Below are 16,932 nucleotides of genomic sequence, written 5' to 3' on the forward strand. Positions count from 1 at the left end.
ATCATCACCATATTAATATGCTTATTCAAAACTAAAAATTCGACGTGCTGAAATTTCTTTAGCCTTATTTTCTTTATGTTGTCTCGCCTGTTCATAAGGGTTATCAGCTTCTATGTCAAAAATGCTTTGAAAGAGCTCTAATTTTTCGTTACTTTTCTTATCACTACTTAATTCTTTAGCCTGCTTAATAGGGTCTTTTAACATTTGATTAATAATGCTTTTAGTATGCTTAGAGATAATCTTTCTTTCTCTCTCTGATAAATCTGGTAATTTTCTATCAATACTATCCATTGTTTCAGATTGAATGTTCATTGCTTTTTCACGTAAAGCTCTAATAACTGGTACAACACCTAACATATTAACCCAATCATTATGACTAGCTATTTCGCTAGGTATTTGATCAGCTATTGTCTGTGCTGCTAATTGACGTTCTCTTAAGTTCGCATCAACCAGTCCTTTTAAGTCATCAACATCGTAATTAAATATATTATTGATGGCATCAATACCAGGTTCGATATCTCTTGGAACTGCAATATCAACTAATAATAAAGCGTCTAATTTACGTTGATTAGCTATTGAATCAATTAAATCATTAGTAATGATATATGACTCTGAACTTGTAGAACTAATTACAATATCTGTTTGTTCTAATAAAGCTGGTAATGCATCTAGTGAATCGAATTTAACTTGATGTTTTTCAGCTAATACTTTTGCTTTACTTAACGTTCTGTTAACAATAGTTATATTTGTAATACCTGACCCTAACAGATTTAAGAGTGATAATTCACTCATTTCCCCTGCACCAATAATGACAGCTTGTTTATATTTTAGTTTTCCGAATACCTTTTTAGCTAATTCAACGGCAGCATATGAAACACTAACTGCATTATCTGCAATATCTGTTTCACTATGTGCTCTTTTAGCAAAAGTAATTGCCTGCTTGAATAAATGATTAAAGATAGTACCAGTTGTACCCGTTTCTTGTGCTAAGAAAAATGCGTCACGCATTTGTCCTAGTATTTGTGTTTCACCAAGTACTATGGAATCTAAGCCAGAAGTGACACGCAATAGATGTTCTACAGCTTCGTCCCCCACTTTAACTTCTGACATCTCTTTAATGTCATCTACTTCAAATCCAAATTTACGTGCTAAAAATCTTTGAACGTAATAACGTCCAGTATGAATTTGATCAACAACGGCGTATACTTCGGTACGATTACATGTAGATAAGATGACGTTTTCTAAGATGGCTTTGGTTTCATATAAATCTTCATGGGCTAATCGTAAGGCATCATCTCTAAAAGCAACTTGCTCTCTTAGTGCTACATTAGCAGTTCGATGATTTATGCTTATTGCAATAAAATGCATTTATAACGCCCTCCATATACTTACAATAACCTTAGTATAACACATTTGTATTGATTATTAAGTTCATTGCTCAAATAAATTAGAAAGATTCTAATCTGACTTCATTTTTTTGTCAAAATTGTTAAATTTGTATTTAAATATGCAGATTTAATCTAAATATCAAAAAAATAATTAAGAATAATTAAAATGATTATAAATAAGACTCTATCATATCCCATATTTGTTGTTGCTTGTTATTTTTTATAGAAGAATAGCTAACTATAGTATCTCCTTCTTCTAAATCTAATTTATTTTTGATGTTATTTAAATGCTTTTGAACTTTACCTTTAGGTATTTTATCTTCTTTAGTACAAATAATTAAAGTTGGAATATCAAAATGTTTTAAATAATTATACATGAGCACATCATCTTCAGTTGGATTATGTCTCAAATCAACGAGTTGAATGACTAGTTGTAATTTTTGACGTGTTGTTAAATACTCTTCAATCATTTTACCAAACTTTTCTCGTTGAACCTTACTTACTTTAGCATAGCCGTAACCTGGCACATCAACAAATACTAGCTGATCATCTATATTAAAGAAATTCAGCGTCTGTGTTTTACCAGGTTGTTGTGATGTACGAGCCATATTTTTTCGACCTATCATACTATTGATAAATGATGATTTACCTACGTTTGAACGGCCACTTAATGCCACCTCAGGTACATCTGTTTCTGGATATTGTGCTTCTTGTACAGCACTTATAATTAAATCTATATTATTAGGATTAATTTTCATTGGTGATCCTCACTTTTCTTATTTCTCACATTAACACTTTACCATTACTCTTATCATTATGTCATCCTAGTTTTAGGAAATACATACATTGAAGGAAAAGTACTGCATAAAAAAGAGCCACAATGATATGTGGCCCTAAATCATAAAATATTAAATTATGCAGATGTTTTACTATCGTTGATTAAGTTTCCTTCTGAATCGTATAATTCAGGTTCAACTTCATCATTAATTGTTTGTTCAGTAATAACAACCTTAGTGACATCTTCTGATGAAGGTACGTCATACATAATATCGATTAATGCTTCTTCAATAATAGAACGAAGTCCTCTAGCACCAGTCTTACGTGCAATTGCTTTTTCACTAATAGCAGATAATGCTTCTTCACTAAATACTAATTCGACGTTATCTAGCTCTAACATTTTAGTATATTGTTTAACTAGCGCATTTTTAGGTTGCGTTAGAATATTTTTAAGTGCATCAACATCTAAAGTTTCTAAATTAGCTACAATTGGTACACGACCAATGAATTCCGGAATTAAACCGTAAGATTGTAAATCTTCTGGTCTAATTTGTTCTAATAAGGCTTCTTCATCATATTTATCAGCTTCATTACTAGCGAAACCAATCACTTTTTCACCTAAACGACGTTTAATAACTTCATCAATTCCGTCAAAAGCACCACCAAGGATGAATAAAATATTTGTTGTATCAATTTGTATCAATTCTTGGTTAGGATGTTTACGTCCACCTTGAGGTGGTACGCTCGCAGTAGTACCTTCTAAAATTTTAAGTAATGCTTGTTGCACACCTTCACCTGAAACATCACGTGTAATAGATGTATTTTCAGATTTTCTTGCAATCTTATCAATTTCATCTACGTAAATAATACCTTTTTCAGCTTTATCAATATCAAAATCTGCCGCTTGAATTAAACGTAATAAGATATTTTCTACATCATCACCAACATAGCCAGCTTCTGTTAAACTTGTAGCATCTGCAATTGCAAATGGTACGTTTAAAGTTTTAGCTAATGTTTGTGCTAATAATGTTTTACCACTACCTGTTGGTCCGATTAATGCAATATTACTTTTTTGTAATTCTACATCATCTTCATTAGGACCTAGTTGTTGAATACGTTTATAATGATTATAAACAGCTACAGATAAAGCTTTTTTAGCTTTTTCTTGACCGATTACATATTCATTCAAATGATCCATAATTTCTTTAGGAGTTGGTAATTCTGTTAATTCCTCTGAAGAATTTTGTGCTAACTCTTCTTCAACGATTTCTGAGCATAATTCAATACACTCATTACAGATATATACGCCACTTCCTGCAACTAATTTCTTAACTTGGTCTTGATCTTTACCACAGAAAGAGCATTTTAAATTTTCTTCATCTTCATTGAATTTGAACATTCTTTTTTACACCCCTATTCCATAAAGACTATACTAGATAGCATTCTATAATGCAACATAATCACATTTCAATTGATTTGCTTGAAAATAGGAAGGAGTGGGACTGAATTCAAACTATAACAGATTGAACTCATGGCCCCACCCCACAAGATAATATATCTTATTTATCCTACCTATCAATATTACTAAAACAATACAATGTTAAATTGTTTATCGCTTTAATAGAACAGTAATAATTAGTCTTCTTTGCTACCTTCTACTAATTTAGCATTGTCTTTTAATAAATCGATAACTTTTTGGATGCGAACATCATTTTTAACGATATCAGTATTACCTAATGTATTTTTGATATCTTCAACTGAAATGTTGAATTGTTCACTCATTTTTTCTAGTTCTTTATCAATATCTTCGTCAGAAACTTCGATATTTTCAGCATCAGCAATTGCAGTTAATGTTAAGTTTGTTTTAACACGTTGTTCTGCATCGTCTTTCATTTGCTCTCTTAATTGAGACTCATCTTGTCCAGAAATTTGGAAATATGTTTGTAAATCTAATCCTTGTTGTTGAATTCTTTGACCAAATTCTTGAACCATACGATCTAATTCAGTATCGATCATTGCTTGAGGAATGTCGATTGTAGCATTGTCTGTTGCTTTTTTAATTGCTTCTTCTTTTTCAGTATTTTCAGCTTCAGTCGCTTTTTGTTCAGCAAGACGTTTGCGTAAGTTTTCTTTGTATTCATCAACTGAATTAGCTTCTGCATCTAACTCATTAGCAATTTCATCATTTAATTCTGGAACATCTTTATATTTGATTTCATTTACTTTTGTTTTGAATGTAGCTTCTTTACCAGCTAATTCTTCAGCATGATACTCTTCTGGGAATGTAACAACAACGTCTTTTTCTTCTCCAGTTTTCATGCCTTCTAATTGCTCTTCGAAACCTGGGATGAATGAACCTGAACCAACTTCTAAGTCGTAACCTTCAGCTTGTCCACCTTCGAATTCTTCACCATCAACTGAACCACTGAAGTCAATATTAACTGTGTCGCCATTTTCAACAGCGCCGTCTTCTTTGACTACCATTTCAGCCATGTGGCCTAAACTATGGTTAATTGATTCTTCTAATTCTTCATCTGTTAGTTCAGAATCTTGTTTTTCAATTTCTAAACCTTTGTAATCACCTAATTGTACTTCTGGTTCAACAGTTACAGTAGCTTCAAAAATGAAGTCTTTACCTTTTTCAATTTGAGTTACATTAACTTCAGGTTGAGCAACTGGATTAATACCAGTTTCATCAATAGCTTCACCGTAAGCTTCTGGTAATAAAATGTCTACTGCATCTTGATATAATGCTTCAACGCCAAAACGTTGTTCAAAAATTGGACGAGGCACTTTACCTTTACGGAATCCAGGTACATTAATTTGTTTTACTACTTTTTTAAATGCTTGATCTAATGCTTTATCTACTTTTTCTGATGGAACAGTAACAGTTAATAATCCTTCGTTACCTTCCTTTTTTTCCCAAGTTGCTGTCATGTATAAATACCTCCATGAATAACTATTTTATTTTTTCAACTTCCCTATTATAGCATAGGTCAATTGTGTACACAAACATTGAAATTGCAACGTTTGCGAAATGATTTATTACTTAATTCAATTAAAATTTACGTTAAACGATTTAAGAATTATTTGCAAGAAATTGAGTTTATCATTGTTTATCTAATTGATATATATATGATAAAACATCTTGATTAACAACATTATCATCTATACCTAACATAGATTTAAAATAAACATCATATGCAACAATCCAATCTTCTATTGGAAATAAAGATTCTATATTAAGAGGATATAACAATATAGAATGATTATTCATAATATGGTTCGCTTCGTCAACAATATGTATGGCACCATCTTCAAGATCCTCGATCACTTTTGGTAAGATAATTGATTTTAAAGTCGTGTGTTCAAGACCACTTAACTCTTTAGGGATGATATTAACTGTTGTTCCATATTTGGTAACGGTTACGATACTTTCAGATTGTGCGAACCTTAGGTATTCTATCATTAAACTTACAATATTATTTTCGAAAGTAGAATGACTTAACAAATAATGGATTGTTTCTTTAAAATCATAATGACCATTATCGATGAGTTGAAGTAGAACGTGCGTTTGTTCTCTTGCATTTAATTGATGAAATTGAGCTAATGATTGAGTTAATTGTTCATGATTTGAATCTAGCTTAGATTGTGCATATTCTTTAAGTGGAAATAATTCCATTCTAGTCTTATGGTCCCGTACTTCATCAATAATTTGATTAATCACTTCAACTGATTCATAGTACTGTTCTAAACCATTCAAACTCTTAATATAATAAATCATTAACTCATCATACTTATTTAAACCCTGTTTAAGTAAAATGATAGCTTCTTCTCTTAATTCCAAAAATGCCCTCATTTGATAAAGCGTATCGCACTTTTTAATTGCAAGTGCTTCATCTAATTCAAATTGGCTTTCATATTGTTCAAATAATTCATACATTCTATCCAAGTCTTGTGTTAATTCCGCTTTTCTAATATCTTCTTTTAACTTTTTCTCAGATAATGGGAATGGGATGATATCTGACATTCAATTTGCACCTCAATTATTATAAATCTTGAAGAATTAATGCACTCCATGTCTCAAAGTCATCGTATGATTCTATTTTCCCTTTTTCAATCCATTTGATTCTTAACGTATCTGTTTCTTTAGATTCTACATCATTTGAACTGACTGTTATTTTAAATACTACACCCATATGAACCTTACCTACTTCATTATTGTCATCATTGATAAAGCCTAAGTATTCCATATTTTGAGAATTTTCTGCAGATAAACCTACTTCTTCTTCTAATTCTCTTTGCGCATTCACTCTTAGCACTTCATTAATTGAATCTGCCCCTACAACGTCGTTCATATGACCACCGACGCCAATTGAGGATTGGCCATGTAGTCTTTCTTCTCCGCCGCCTGAAAGACGCTCATACACAAGTATTTCACCACTTTGATTTTCTAATAAACAATATGAAATAAGTTGCTTAAATTCTGGATCCTCTTCCATATCACCTCTACGCTTCACGTCATACTGACTTAATGCATTGAAAATATTACTACCTTTTTCATCATTTTTTGATAAAAATCCATTAAATGCATTCTTTTCATTATCGAAAAGTGTTGCTCTTGGCACAACTATAATTTGCTCATCAAATTTAGACATACTAAACTCCTTTATGTTTTCTTTTATAATATTATTCTATCAAACTTATTTTCAATTCGCGATCGTTATCAATATTCTCTATTAATATCAATGCTTAGACAATTCCATTTTAAAATTTAAAGAAATATAAATAAAAGCTGGGACATCCTAAAATGTCTCAGCTTTTATGAGTTTAGTTTATTTTAAAGCGTCTTTAGCTTTTGATACTAATTCACCGAATGCTTTATCGTCTGAAATAGCAATTTCAGATAACATTTTACGGTTGATATCGATGTCAGCTTTTTTCAATCCGTTCATTAAACGTGAATAACTAATATCGTGTTTACGTGCTGCAGCATTAATACGTGTAATCCATAATTTACGGAAATCACGTTTACGTTGACGACGGTCACGGAATGCGTATTGACCTGATTTCATTACTTGTTGTTTTGCTACTTTATATAATGTATGTTTTGAACCGAAGTAACCTTTAGCTAATTTAATCGTTTTTTTACGACGTGCTCTTGTTACTGTTCCACCTTTTACTCGTGGCATATTAAATTCCTCCTTAGATTCTATCTACGTAATTATTCTATATTCGTTAGTTGTATTATTTTTTATAAGATAATAATTGTTTTACACGTTTCATATCACTTTTAGAAACTAATCTACTTTTACGTAATTGACGTTTTTGTTTAGTGTTTTTGTTTGCGAATAAGTGAGATGTGAAAGCTCTTGAACGTTTTAATTGACCTGAACCAGTTCTTTTAACACGTTTCGCTGCTCCACGGTGAGTTTTCATTTTAGGCATGATTCATTTCCTCCTAGAAATTATTATTAATTATTTTTCATTAATTGGTGATAACATAAGGAACATTTGACGGCCTTCCATTTTAGGCTTCTGTTCGATTGTTGCAATGTCTTTGCATTCTTCAGCAAATTTTTCTAATTGGCGTTGACCAATTTCTTTGTGAGTAATAGCACGACCTCTGAAACGAATTGAAACTTTACATTTATCGCCTTTAGAAAGGAATTTACGTCCATTTTTCAATTTTGTTTGGAAATCATGTTCCTCAATTGTTGGACTTAAACGAATTTCTTTAACGTTAATTGTTTTTTGTTTCTTCTTCATTTCTTTTTCTTTTTTCTGTTGTTCGAATTTGAATTTACCGTAATCCATAATTCTTGCAACAGGTGGTTTAGCATTTGGTGCTACGATTACTAAATCTAAATCAACACGTTCAGCCATTTCTAATGCTTCTTGTTTTGATTTAACACCAATTTGTTCACCATCTTGACCTACTAAACGAAGTTCTTTTGCACGAATTTTCTCATTAATTTGAGTCTGATCTTTTGCTATGGTTGACACCTCCCAGAATTTTACGAAATTGTCCCAAGCAAAAAGAAGAGCGAGTATCACTACCCGCTCTTCTTCACACATTAATTGTGTAACATGATTAACCTGCCAACTGCTTATTGCGTCGCTACAGGTGAGAAGCGGGAGCTTCTACTTGGTTCGTTTCGTATTCAACGTTATTAATCATATCAACAATAAATGTATTCGTCAACTACTTTTTTTATTAATCATGATGTCTTACTTCTTCCATAGATACATCTTGTCGTAAATCTACTTGTTCTAATGGAATTTTTTTAGTCTTATATCGTACTTTATGATATATAAAGAATGCTAAGAACACCGGAATTCCCATATAAGTAATAATAAATCGATTTAAGTCAAAGTCCCCTGTTTTAATAAAATCGACGTCTTGACCTAGTATAACAATTATACATAAGAATCCGGCAAATATTGGGCCGAATGGGAATAATTTAGCCGTATATTTTAATTTAGATTTGTCATAATTTTGCTTATCGAATGCACGTCTAAATCTATAATGACTCACTGCTATACCGACCCAAGCAATAAATCCTGTCATACCACTTGCTGCAACGATATATTCATATGCATCACCACTAAAATGTTGTACTGCAAAAATCACTACAACAATAATTCCAGTTACGATTAGAGAAATGTGCGGTACACCATTTTTATTCGTTTTAGAAAATGAATTAAATGCTAGTTTATCTTTACTCATTGAATATAACATTCTAGTAGACGCATACATCCCTGAATTACCTGCAGATAACACTGATGTTAATATAACTGCATTCATAAATGATGCTGCAAATGCAAGTCCAGCATTTTGGAACACTAATGTAAATGGTGAAGTAGAGATGCTATTTTCTCCACCCATAAGTGCACTACTATCATATGGTATTAGCATACCAATGATGAAAATTGCTAGTATATAGAATAATAATATTCTCCAGAACACTTGTTTGATTGCTTTTGGAACGGCTCTTTCAGGATTTTCAGATTCCCCTGCTGTAATACCAATTAATTCAGTTCCTTGGAATGAAAAGCCAGCAACTAAGAACACACCTAATATTGAAAGTAAGCTACCACCTAAGTTACCACCAAGGATAGGGCCGCCTCCTTTAGTAAAGGTTTCAAAACCAACGAATTTACCACCCATTATACCTACAATAGTTAATAATCCTATTACAATAAATATGATGACAGTAACAACTTTTATAAGTGCAAACCAATATTCACTCTCACCATATACTCGAACTGACAATGAGTTAAGTGCAAAGATAATAACTAAAAATATACAACTCCATACCCAAGCGGGAACACTTTGCATTGGGGACCAATATTGAATGACCTGAGCGGCAATGGTTACATCTGCAGCTACTGTAATGACCCAGTTAAACCAATAGTTCCACCCTAATGCAAACCCTAGAGATGGGTCTACAAATCGTGTGGCGTATGTACTAAATGATCCCGAAACTGGTAAATATGTGGCCATCTCGCCTAGTGAGGTCATTAAGAAGAATACCATTGCTCCAATAATTGCATAAGCAATCAAAGCACCTAAGGCACCAGCGCTGTGAATGGCTCCACCGGAAGTCATAAATAGACCTGTTCCAATACAACCACCAATCGCTATCATAGATATGTGGCGGTCTTTTAAACCTCTTTGTATCCCTTCATTTTGACTTTTGTTTTTACTCATAGAAGATTCCTTTCTTTGTATTTAGAGGCAGTTATGATTTTGTTTTATCATTTATTAAAGAAACAACACATTAAGTTCTGTTTCATCATCTATTTCAATAGCTGTACCATATCTCACTTAATTATGTTACTTTTATTTATAAATCTAAAACAAAAAAGTGGCTACATACCTTTAAGATATGCAACCACTTTGCTTTTATCTATATAAGGTAGCACATCACATTCTGTGACAGTACAGTTTCTTTCGACAACTGTCCCAACAAGTCATAATTATGGTTATCACTTGTTTCGGCAACATTACCTTTAACTTGTTCAACATATGTCCCATAAGACTTCTGACAAGCGACTCTTTAATATTGCAACCTCTAACTCAACTTTTTATTTAACTAACTTGTAATATACATGAACTGCGTTTAAATTTCAAGCTTATCTATGCTTTTTTAAACGGATTTCGTCTACTAAATTCCAAATAAATTCATCTTTTTCTAATGTCTCTTGATCTTGAGAACCGTATTTACGTACATTTACTTCATTGTTTTCTACTTCTTTATCTCCTACCACTATTTGATAAGGGATTTTTTGCATTTGGGCTTCACGGATTTTATAACCCATTTTTTCATTACGATCATCGATTTCAACACGAACACCTTGAGATTTTAATTCATCTTGAATTGATTTTGCATAGTCGTAATGTAAATCTAAATTAACTGGGATAATTTCAACTTGTTTTGGTGCTAACCAAGTTGGGAATGCACCTTTAGTTTCTTCAGTTAAGAATGCAACAAATCGTTCCATTGTAGATACAACACCACGATGAATAACTACAGGTCTATGTTGCTCTCCATCTTGACCAATGTATGTGAGTTCAAAACGCTCAGGTAATAAGAAATCTAATTGTGCTGTAGATAATGTTTCTTCTTTACCCATAGCTGTTTTAACTTGCACATCTAATTTAGGGCCATAAAATGCCGCTTCTCCGATAGCTTCTTCGTATGATAACCCTAATTCGTCAGCCGCTTCTTTAATCATGTTTTCAGCTTTATTCCACATTTCATCATCATCAAAATACTTTTCTTTATCTTCTGGGTCTCTATAACTTAATCTGAAACGATAGTCTTCGAAACCGAAATCTTTATATACATCTTGAATCATATTAACTACGCGTTTGAATTCTTCCTTAATTTGATCAGGTCTAACAAAGATATGTGAATCGTTCAAAGTCATACCTCTTACTCGTTGTAATCCTGATACAGCACCACTAGCTTCATATCTATGCATAGTACCTAATTCGGCAATACGAATTGGCAATTCTCTATAAGAATGCGGTTTATTATTATATATCATCATATGGTGAGGACAGTTCATCGGACGTAATACCATTTCTTCTGTCTCATCTAATTTCATAGGTGGGAACATGTCCTCTTGATAGTGATCCCAATGTCCGGATGTTTTATATAAATCAACATTTGCTAATACTGGTGTATATACGTGGTCATATCCCATGCTTACTTCTTTATCTACAATATAACGTTCAATTTCACGACGAATTGTAGCACCATTAGGTAACCATAGTGGTAAACCAGCTCCAACTAGTTGACTATTTGCAAACAACTCTAAATCTTTACCGATTTTACGGTGATCACGTTCTTTGCGCTCTTCCAACATTTCTAAATGCGCTTTTAAATCTTTTTTATCAAAGAATGCAGTACCGTAAATACGTTGTAACATTTTATTATTACTGTCTCCGCGCCAGTATGCACCAGCTGTTGATAATAATTTAAATTCTTTAATTTTAGACGTAGATGGTACATGAACACCTCTACATAAATCAGTGAATTCTCCTTGACTATATAGCGTTACATTTTCATCTTCAGGTATTGCATCAATTAATTCTAATTTGTATGGATCATCTTTGAAGAATGCTTTAGCTTCATCCCTAGTGACTACTTTTCTTTCGATTTTATGATTCTCATCGACAATTTTTTTCATTGTTTTTTCAATTTTTTCAAAGTCATCTGATGAAATTTTTTCATCTGTATCGAAATCATAGTAGAAGCCGCCTTCAATGACAGGACCTACACCAAATTTAACATCCCCGTATAAACGTTTTAATGCTTGAGCCATCAAATGAGCAGTTGAATGACGCAATACTTCCAATGCTTCATCACTGCCTGGTGTAACAATTTCAATCTCACCATCTTCTTCTAACGGTCGTGTTAAATCTACCATTTGTCCATTAAATTTACCTGCTACAGCTTTTTTTCGTAGACCTGGACTGATTGATTGAGCTATATCTTCAGTAGTAGTGCCTTTATCAAATGCCTTTGAATTACCATCTGGAAATTGAATATTAATTTGATCCATACTATAACCTCCTAAATTATAAAAAATCATATCGTTGACTTATTGAAATAAATCAATGTAAAACTATAGAGAAAATAAAAAAATCCCATCCCTAAATCAGGGACGAGATTGTCGTGGTACCACCCTAGTTAAGCGTTAAAACAATACTCGATTAAAAACGAGCAATTTTAACGTCTTCTCTACATAAGATAACGGTCTTGAGCCGAGTATTCATTACAAATACCATGCATTAAAGTAGTAATAATTTAATTTATTAGCCATATTCTCATCAAACAACGGCTTTCTGTGTAACAGTGATTAAATTATCATGTCTTCAACAGTTTCAACGATTTAGATTTGATTCTATTATACAACATTTTATGAAAATATCAATTGTTTCTAAAGTTTTCACCTTTTAAGAAATAAGGTGTGGATAACGTCTTAATACGTTCAATAATTCGAGCTGCTTTCGTTTTTTCTGAACCCTCACGTGTCATTGATAAATGGTGTTCTAATTCATCATAACTTAAATTAGAAGTAAAGAAAGTGGGTAATTCATGAACCATTCTATAATGCAATAATGGGCCAATAACTTCATCTCTAACCCATGGCGTTACTTCTTCTGCACCAATATCATCTAGCATTAAAATGTTAGCTTCTCGAATTCTTTGTAATTTTCTTTCGTAACTCCCGTCCTTGAAACCACCTTTTAATGTGCGAATGTATTCGGGAAGATAAACTATAGTAGATGGCACTTTTTTAGCTTTGAGTTGATTTGCTATGGCACCTAAAATAAATGACTTTCCAGTGCCAAAAGGTCCATACAGATATAGCCCTTTGACATTCTCACCATTTATTAACTTTTTGCATATATCATTAACTTGCATTGCAATATCCAATCGATTACGTCCAGTTGTATAAATATCTTTAATCTTTGCATTTAAAGTATCTCTCTGCATATGATGTGATGTAATCAATTGAGAATTAAGTCTTTCTTCATCATATTTCACTTTACATGGGCATGGCAAATAGCGGATTTTAATACGTTCATTTTCGATATATAATTCTGGTATATGGCCTTTAACAAAATTAGGACATTCATTATAATGATGCCCATCATAGTGCTTTTGTTGATCTTTATATTCTTGTAGAACGTTTAAATCTTCATCAATCATGGCATTAGTTAATTCTGATTGATGTTCATTTAAAAATTGCTTAACATCAGGATCATTAACAACCTGCTGACGTATTTTAGCAATTCTCTTTTCGAAATCTTTATTTGAACCTACAATATTCTTAAAGCTTTCCATCTAATCCTCCTCCCAATCTTTATTTAATTGTTCTAAGAATGCTTGTCTATCCTTTTCAAATTGTTCATCCTTTTCATCTTTTGAAAGTTCTGTAGCATTCGGATTATCTCTTTCTTCTAACCATTTAGGTGTTTTCTCTCTAGAAACCAATTTACTTTTACGATTATAACCTTGATAAGGTTGCGATTTATTCTCATAAGATGGTTTAGGTTGATTAACTTTCAAGGCATATTCATAAGCTTGTTTAGCCGTAGTAATCCCTTTCTTCTTCCAATTCGAAGCAATTTCAAAAATATATGATTTTGGTAATTTCATATCTTCTTTGAGCATAACAAATTGTAATAAGATGTTAATAACCCCAAAGTTCATTTTTTCTCTATGAATTAATTCTTCAATCATATTCTTTTGAGACAATGTTGGTTCTGATTCAGACCATGAGGCTAACATATCAATTGGACTCGTCTGTTCTAACAATTGAAGCCATTGTTCCGTATCATTTTCAGGATTAGGGTTTTCATTAGATTGGTTCGAATTTTCACTTTGTTTAATGCTTTTATTCAATTCTAATTTAGGTAATTGGTTTTCATGTTCTATTAAATAATATGAACGCGCTTGTTTACGCATCTCTTCAAAAGATAATTGTTGAGCACTAGTAATTGAATTCAATATAATATGTTTCATCGCGTCAGCCGTTAAACCATATAAAGTTGCAAGTTGAATAATAAGACTTTTAGCGTCTTTTGTCACGATTTCATTTGAAATGAAGTGGTTATGTAACATCTGTTTCAACATATCAAAATCAAAAGATTCATTAGACAAATCAAGTCCTTGATACTCACTCGCTTTAGGTATATCTTGTGTGTCGATATCTAATATTCTATTGGGTACTTTAAAGACATCTGTAAACTTTCTCGTTGTTTGTTGATACTGCGTTAAATCTCTAAAAGTTTGTTCAAAATGTTTCTTTAGTACTTGGTATCTTTTTTTATCAACTTCACTATATAAAAATACAGATAACATAGGGTCATTGAAAAATTGGGATGGTGACGGCGGCTGAATCAATTGATATATAAAATGTGTTTGTTGCTCATCATGTTTAACAAATGATTTCATTAAACCAATTGCTTCTAACAAATCCATTTGATTTCTAAAGTCGATTAAATTTTCTTTAAGTTCATTCATAATGACATAATGGGTTAATGGTTGTTCAATATCATTGGAAAATTGATGCATAAAATGATATAAACCAATTGCTTGAGGCCCAATTAAAGGTGTAAACAGACGGTTTAATATTTCAAGATGTTGTGAGTTTAAATAAAAATCTTGTATCACTTCAAAACTATCTTGTGGTCTTAACCCTAATTCAAAGGAATTTAACCCCATTTATAAATCACTCCGTTTATTATCATTAAGAATACCTTGCATTGAGGCCAACAGTTGATCAATATCTTTAAACTCTTTATATACAGAAGCAAAGCGAACATAAGAAACTTGATCAACATGCATTAATAAGTTCATTACATGTTCTCCGATTTCTCTAGATGAAATCTCAGTATGACCCTCATCTCTTAATTGCCACTCCACTTTATTTGTTATATCTTCTAGTTGTTGGTATCTCACTGGACGTTTTTCACATGACCTAACTAATCCATTCAAGATTTTTTCTCTTAAAAATTGTTCTCTCGTTCCATCTTTCTTCACTACTATTAATGGACTCACTTCAATATGTTCAAATGTTGTAAATCTTGTACCACAATTTTCACATTCTCTTCTTCGACGAATCGCGTTTGCATCTTCTGCATGACGTGAATCTACTACTCTCGAATGCGTTGAATTACATTTTGGGCATTTCATGATTGTCACCCTTTTCTATTTAGATTATGCTCAATTATACTATAAATTCGCACGTTACAAAAGAAAGCACCTTTTAAATTATATGACTAAAAGTGTAAACTATTTTATATCATTAAATATAACAACCTAAATAAAAAATGTGACATTTTCAAAAATGATGTTAAATTTAAATTTTTCTCTATTTAATTTATGATAAATTTGATACCCCCACTTTATAAGAACAAAAAAACTGCCAATGTAACCTTTAGCATTAAAGGTTACATTGGCAGTCGCTAAAAAATGATTTTTATACAGCTTCTACTGCTTTATGAGATTCTATCAATTTACCAATTTGTTCTGCTACTTCAACAACTCTGTTTGAATATCCCCATTCATTATCATACCAAGCGATAACTTTAACTTTTTTATCACCCATAACCATTGTAGATTGTGCATCAATTACTGCAGAATTTGGATTTGTATTAAAATCTACTGAAACAAGTGGTTCGCTTTCTACATCCAATACACCATCTAAATTTGCATTTTTGAATGCATCATTAATTTGTTCTACTGTTACATTTTGTTCTAAATCTACAACTAAATCTACAAGTGAAACATTCTTAGTTGGTACTCTTAGTGCCATTCCATGTAATTTACCTTCTACTTCAGGTAGTACCTCTTTTAATGCTTTCGCAGCGCCTGTAGATGTCGGAATTATACTTTCATTACATGAACGTGCTCTACGTAAATCTTTATGTGGGTTATCAATATTCTTTTGGTCATTAGTAATTGCGTGTACTGTAGTCATCAGACCATTCACAATACCAAATTCATCATTTAATACTTTAGCAACCGGCCCAATACAGTTAGTTGTGCATGATGCATTACTGAAAATATCGTATTCATTAACATCTAGCTTTTCATCATTGACACCTTTCACAATCATTTGAACATGACCACCTTTAGATGGGCCTGTTAATAATACTTTTTTTGCACCAGCATTAATATGTGCAATAGCTTTATCACCATGATTGAATTTACCAGTTGCTTCGATGACAACATCTATATCAAGTTCTTTCCAAGGTAAGTTTTCTGGATTTCTATCTGAAACTAATTTGATATCTTGATTTTTATAACGAATGCCATTTTCAGTAGCTTCTACTTTTTCGTCGAACTTACCATGCGTTGTATCATAATTGATAAGATGTGCAATTGTTTCTGGAGGGTAACTTGCATTAATTGCTTTTACGCTTAAGTTTTCATTTTTTAAAGCAATTCTTAATACCATTCTACCTATTCTACCCATACCGTTAATTGCTATATTCGTTGTCATTTAAAGCACCCCTTGACCATTTATTTATATGTTATACTTTATGGCATTAGTATAACATAATAAATTATTTTTGAAAGCGTTTACCAAAACTTTACAAACGCAAATTATAATCAATCATAATAAGATTTAGTTATTAAATGATATCGAATTCAATATCATCTAATAACGCTATAAATATAAAAGGTTCTATAGTTACTCAGTAATCATATAAAAAAACCTGAGTCATTTTTAAATG

General features: G+C 32.0%; 15 protein-coding genes, 1 pseudogene, 1 riboswitch and 1 other annotated feature. All 16 genes and pseudogenes read right to left on the reverse strand.

The genetic code is table 11. The features are described 5' to 3' along the window. Positions 1-21: 21 nt before the first annotated feature. Positions 22-1,368, reverse strand: a complete 1,347-nt coding sequence (gene hemA / locus AC2D8K_RS01820) for a glutamyl-tRNA reductase (protein WP_002451776.1) — start codon at positions 1,366-1,368, stop codon at positions 22-24. A 190-nt stretch (positions 1,369-1,558) separates the two neighbouring features. Next, positions 1,559-2,146, reverse strand: a complete 588-nt coding sequence (gene yihA, locus AC2D8K_RS01825) for a ribosome biogenesis GTP-binding protein YihA/YsxC (RefSeq protein WP_002451775.1) — start codon at positions 2,144-2,146, stop codon at positions 1,559-1,561. A gap of 155 nt (positions 2,147-2,301) precedes the next feature. Further along, a complete protein-coding gene (gene clpX / locus AC2D8K_RS01830) occupies positions 2,302-3,564 on the reverse strand; it encodes an ATP-dependent Clp protease ATP-binding subunit ClpX (RefSeq protein WP_002451774.1) in 1,263 nt (420 codons plus the stop codon). 236 nt (positions 3,565-3,800) lie between these two features. Next, positions 3,801-5,102, reverse strand: coding sequence for a trigger factor (tig, locus tag AC2D8K_RS01835; protein ID WP_002451773.1), 1,302 nt, complete (start codon positions 5,100-5,102; stop codon positions 3,801-3,803). A gap of 172 nt (positions 5,103-5,274) precedes the next feature. After that, positions 5,275-6,195, reverse strand: a complete 921-nt coding sequence (locus AC2D8K_RS01840) for a hypothetical protein (protein WP_484697896.1) — start codon at positions 6,193-6,195, stop codon at positions 5,275-5,277. A gap of 19 nt (positions 6,196-6,214) precedes the next feature. Beyond that, positions 6,215-6,823, reverse strand: coding sequence for an NUDIX domain-containing protein (locus AC2D8K_RS01845; protein ID WP_484697897.1), 609 nt, complete (start codon positions 6,821-6,823; stop codon positions 6,215-6,217). Between the two features lie 177 nt (positions 6,824-7,000). Then, complete coding sequence (rplT, locus tag AC2D8K_RS01850) at positions 7,001-7,357, reverse strand: 50S ribosomal protein L20 (protein WP_002451770.1); 357 nt, start codon at positions 7,355-7,357, stop codon at positions 7,001-7,003. Between the two features lie 55 nt (positions 7,358-7,412). Next, a complete protein-coding gene (gene rpmI, locus AC2D8K_RS01855) occupies positions 7,413-7,613 on the reverse strand; it encodes a 50S ribosomal protein L35 (protein ID WP_002451769.1) in 201 nt (66 codons plus the stop codon). Positions 7,614-7,643: 30 nt separating this feature from the next. Then, positions 7,644-8,171: a translation initiation factor IF-3 gene (infC, locus tag AC2D8K_RS01860; RefSeq protein ID WP_002451768.1), complete on the reverse strand. Its 528-nt coding sequence runs from the start codon at positions 8,169-8,171 to the stop codon at positions 7,644-7,646. 26 nt (positions 8,172-8,197) lie between these two features. Continuing rightward, positions 8,198-8,321, reverse strand: a sequence feature (ribosomal protein L20 leader region). Positions 8,322-8,382: 61 nt separating this feature from the next. After that, entirely contained in the window at positions 8,383-9,879 is a 1,497-nt protein-coding gene (locus tag AC2D8K_RS01865; RefSeq protein WP_002451767.1) for an amino acid permease, read from the reverse strand. Positions 9,880-10,080: 201 nt separating this feature from the next. Beyond that, positions 10,081-10,254, reverse strand: a riboswitch (Lysine riboswitch). Between the two features lie 50 nt (positions 10,255-10,304). Further along, positions 10,305-12,242, reverse strand: a complete 1,938-nt coding sequence (gene thrS, locus AC2D8K_RS01870; protein ID WP_002451766.1) for a threonine--tRNA ligase — start codon at positions 12,240-12,242, stop codon at positions 10,305-10,307. A 179-nt stretch (positions 12,243-12,421) separates the two neighbouring features. Beyond that, positions 12,422-12,518 (reverse strand): annotated as a pseudogene (locus tag AC2D8K_RS01875) (hypothetical protein). 92 nt (positions 12,519-12,610) lie between these two features. Then, positions 12,611-13,531 (reverse strand): primosomal protein DnaI, encoded by a 921-nt coding sequence (gene dnaI, locus AC2D8K_RS01880; RefSeq protein WP_002451765.1) that lies wholly within the window; start codon positions 13,529-13,531, stop codon positions 12,611-12,613. Further along, entirely contained in the window at positions 13,532-14,914 is a 1,383-nt protein-coding gene (gene dnaB, locus AC2D8K_RS01885; RefSeq protein ID WP_002451764.1) for a replicative helicase loading/DNA remodeling protein DnaB, read from the reverse strand. Further along, positions 14,915-15,385, reverse strand: coding sequence for a transcriptional regulator NrdR (nrdR, locus tag AC2D8K_RS01890; RefSeq protein WP_002451763.1), 471 nt, complete (start codon positions 15,383-15,385; stop codon positions 14,915-14,917). 286 nt (positions 15,386-15,671) lie between these two features. Further along, complete coding sequence (gene gap / locus AC2D8K_RS01895) at positions 15,672-16,697, reverse strand: type I glyceraldehyde-3-phosphate dehydrogenase (RefSeq protein ID WP_002451762.1); 1,026 nt, start codon at positions 16,695-16,697, stop codon at positions 15,672-15,674. Between the last annotated feature and the right edge of the window lie 235 nt (positions 16,698-16,932).

Source organism: Staphylococcus sp. 510 (assembly GCF_057219715.1).

Bases quoted from the DNA above. Each gene is read 5' to 3' on its own strand.
- hemA (WP_002451776.1), bottom strand. From the start codon at position 1,368: ATGCATTTTATTGCAATAAGCATAAATCATCGAACTGCTAATGTAGCA.
- yihA (WP_002451775.1), bottom strand. From the start codon at position 2,146: ATGAAAATTAATCCTAATAATATAGATTTAATTATAAGTGCTGTACAA.
- clpX (WP_002451774.1), bottom strand. From the start codon at position 3,564: ATGTTCAAATTCAATGAAGATGAAGAAAATTTAAAATGCTCTTTCTGT.
- tig (WP_002451773.1), bottom strand. From the start codon at position 5,102: ATGACAGCAACTTGGGAAAAAAAGGAAGGTAACGAAGGATTATTAACT.
- AC2D8K_RS01840 (WP_484697896.1), bottom strand. From the start codon at position 6,195: ATGTCAGATATCATCCCATTCCCATTATCTGAGAAAAAGTTAAAAGAA.
- AC2D8K_RS01845 (WP_484697897.1), bottom strand. From the start codon at position 6,823: ATGTCTAAATTTGATGAGCAAATTATAGTTGTGCCAAGAGCAACACTT.
- rplT (WP_002451770.1), bottom strand. From the start codon at position 7,357: ATGCCACGAGTAAAAGGTGGAACAGTAACAAGAGCACGTCGTAAAAAA.
- rpmI (WP_002451769.1), bottom strand. From the start codon at position 7,613: ATGCCTAAAATGAAAACTCACCGTGGAGCAGCGAAACGTGTTAAAAGA.
- AC2D8K_RS01865 (WP_002451767.1), bottom strand. From the start codon at position 9,879: ATGAGTAAAAACAAAAGTCAAAATGAAGGGATACAAAGAGGTTTAAAA.
- thrS (WP_002451766.1), bottom strand. From the start codon at position 12,242: ATGGATCAAATTAATATTCAATTTCCAGATGGTAATTCAAAGGCATTT.
- dnaI (WP_002451765.1), bottom strand. From the start codon at position 13,531: ATGGAAAGCTTTAAGAATATTGTAGGTTCAAATAAAGATTTCGAAAAG.
- dnaB (WP_002451764.1), bottom strand. From the start codon at position 14,914: ATGGGGTTAAATTCCTTTGAATTAGGGTTAAGACCACAAGATAGTTTT.
- nrdR (WP_002451763.1), bottom strand. From the start codon at position 15,385: ATGAAATGCCCAAAATGTAATTCAACGCATTCGAGAGTAGTAGATTCA.
- gap (WP_002451762.1), bottom strand. From the start codon at position 16,697: ATGACAACGAATATAGCAATTAACGGTATGGGTAGAATAGGTAGAATG.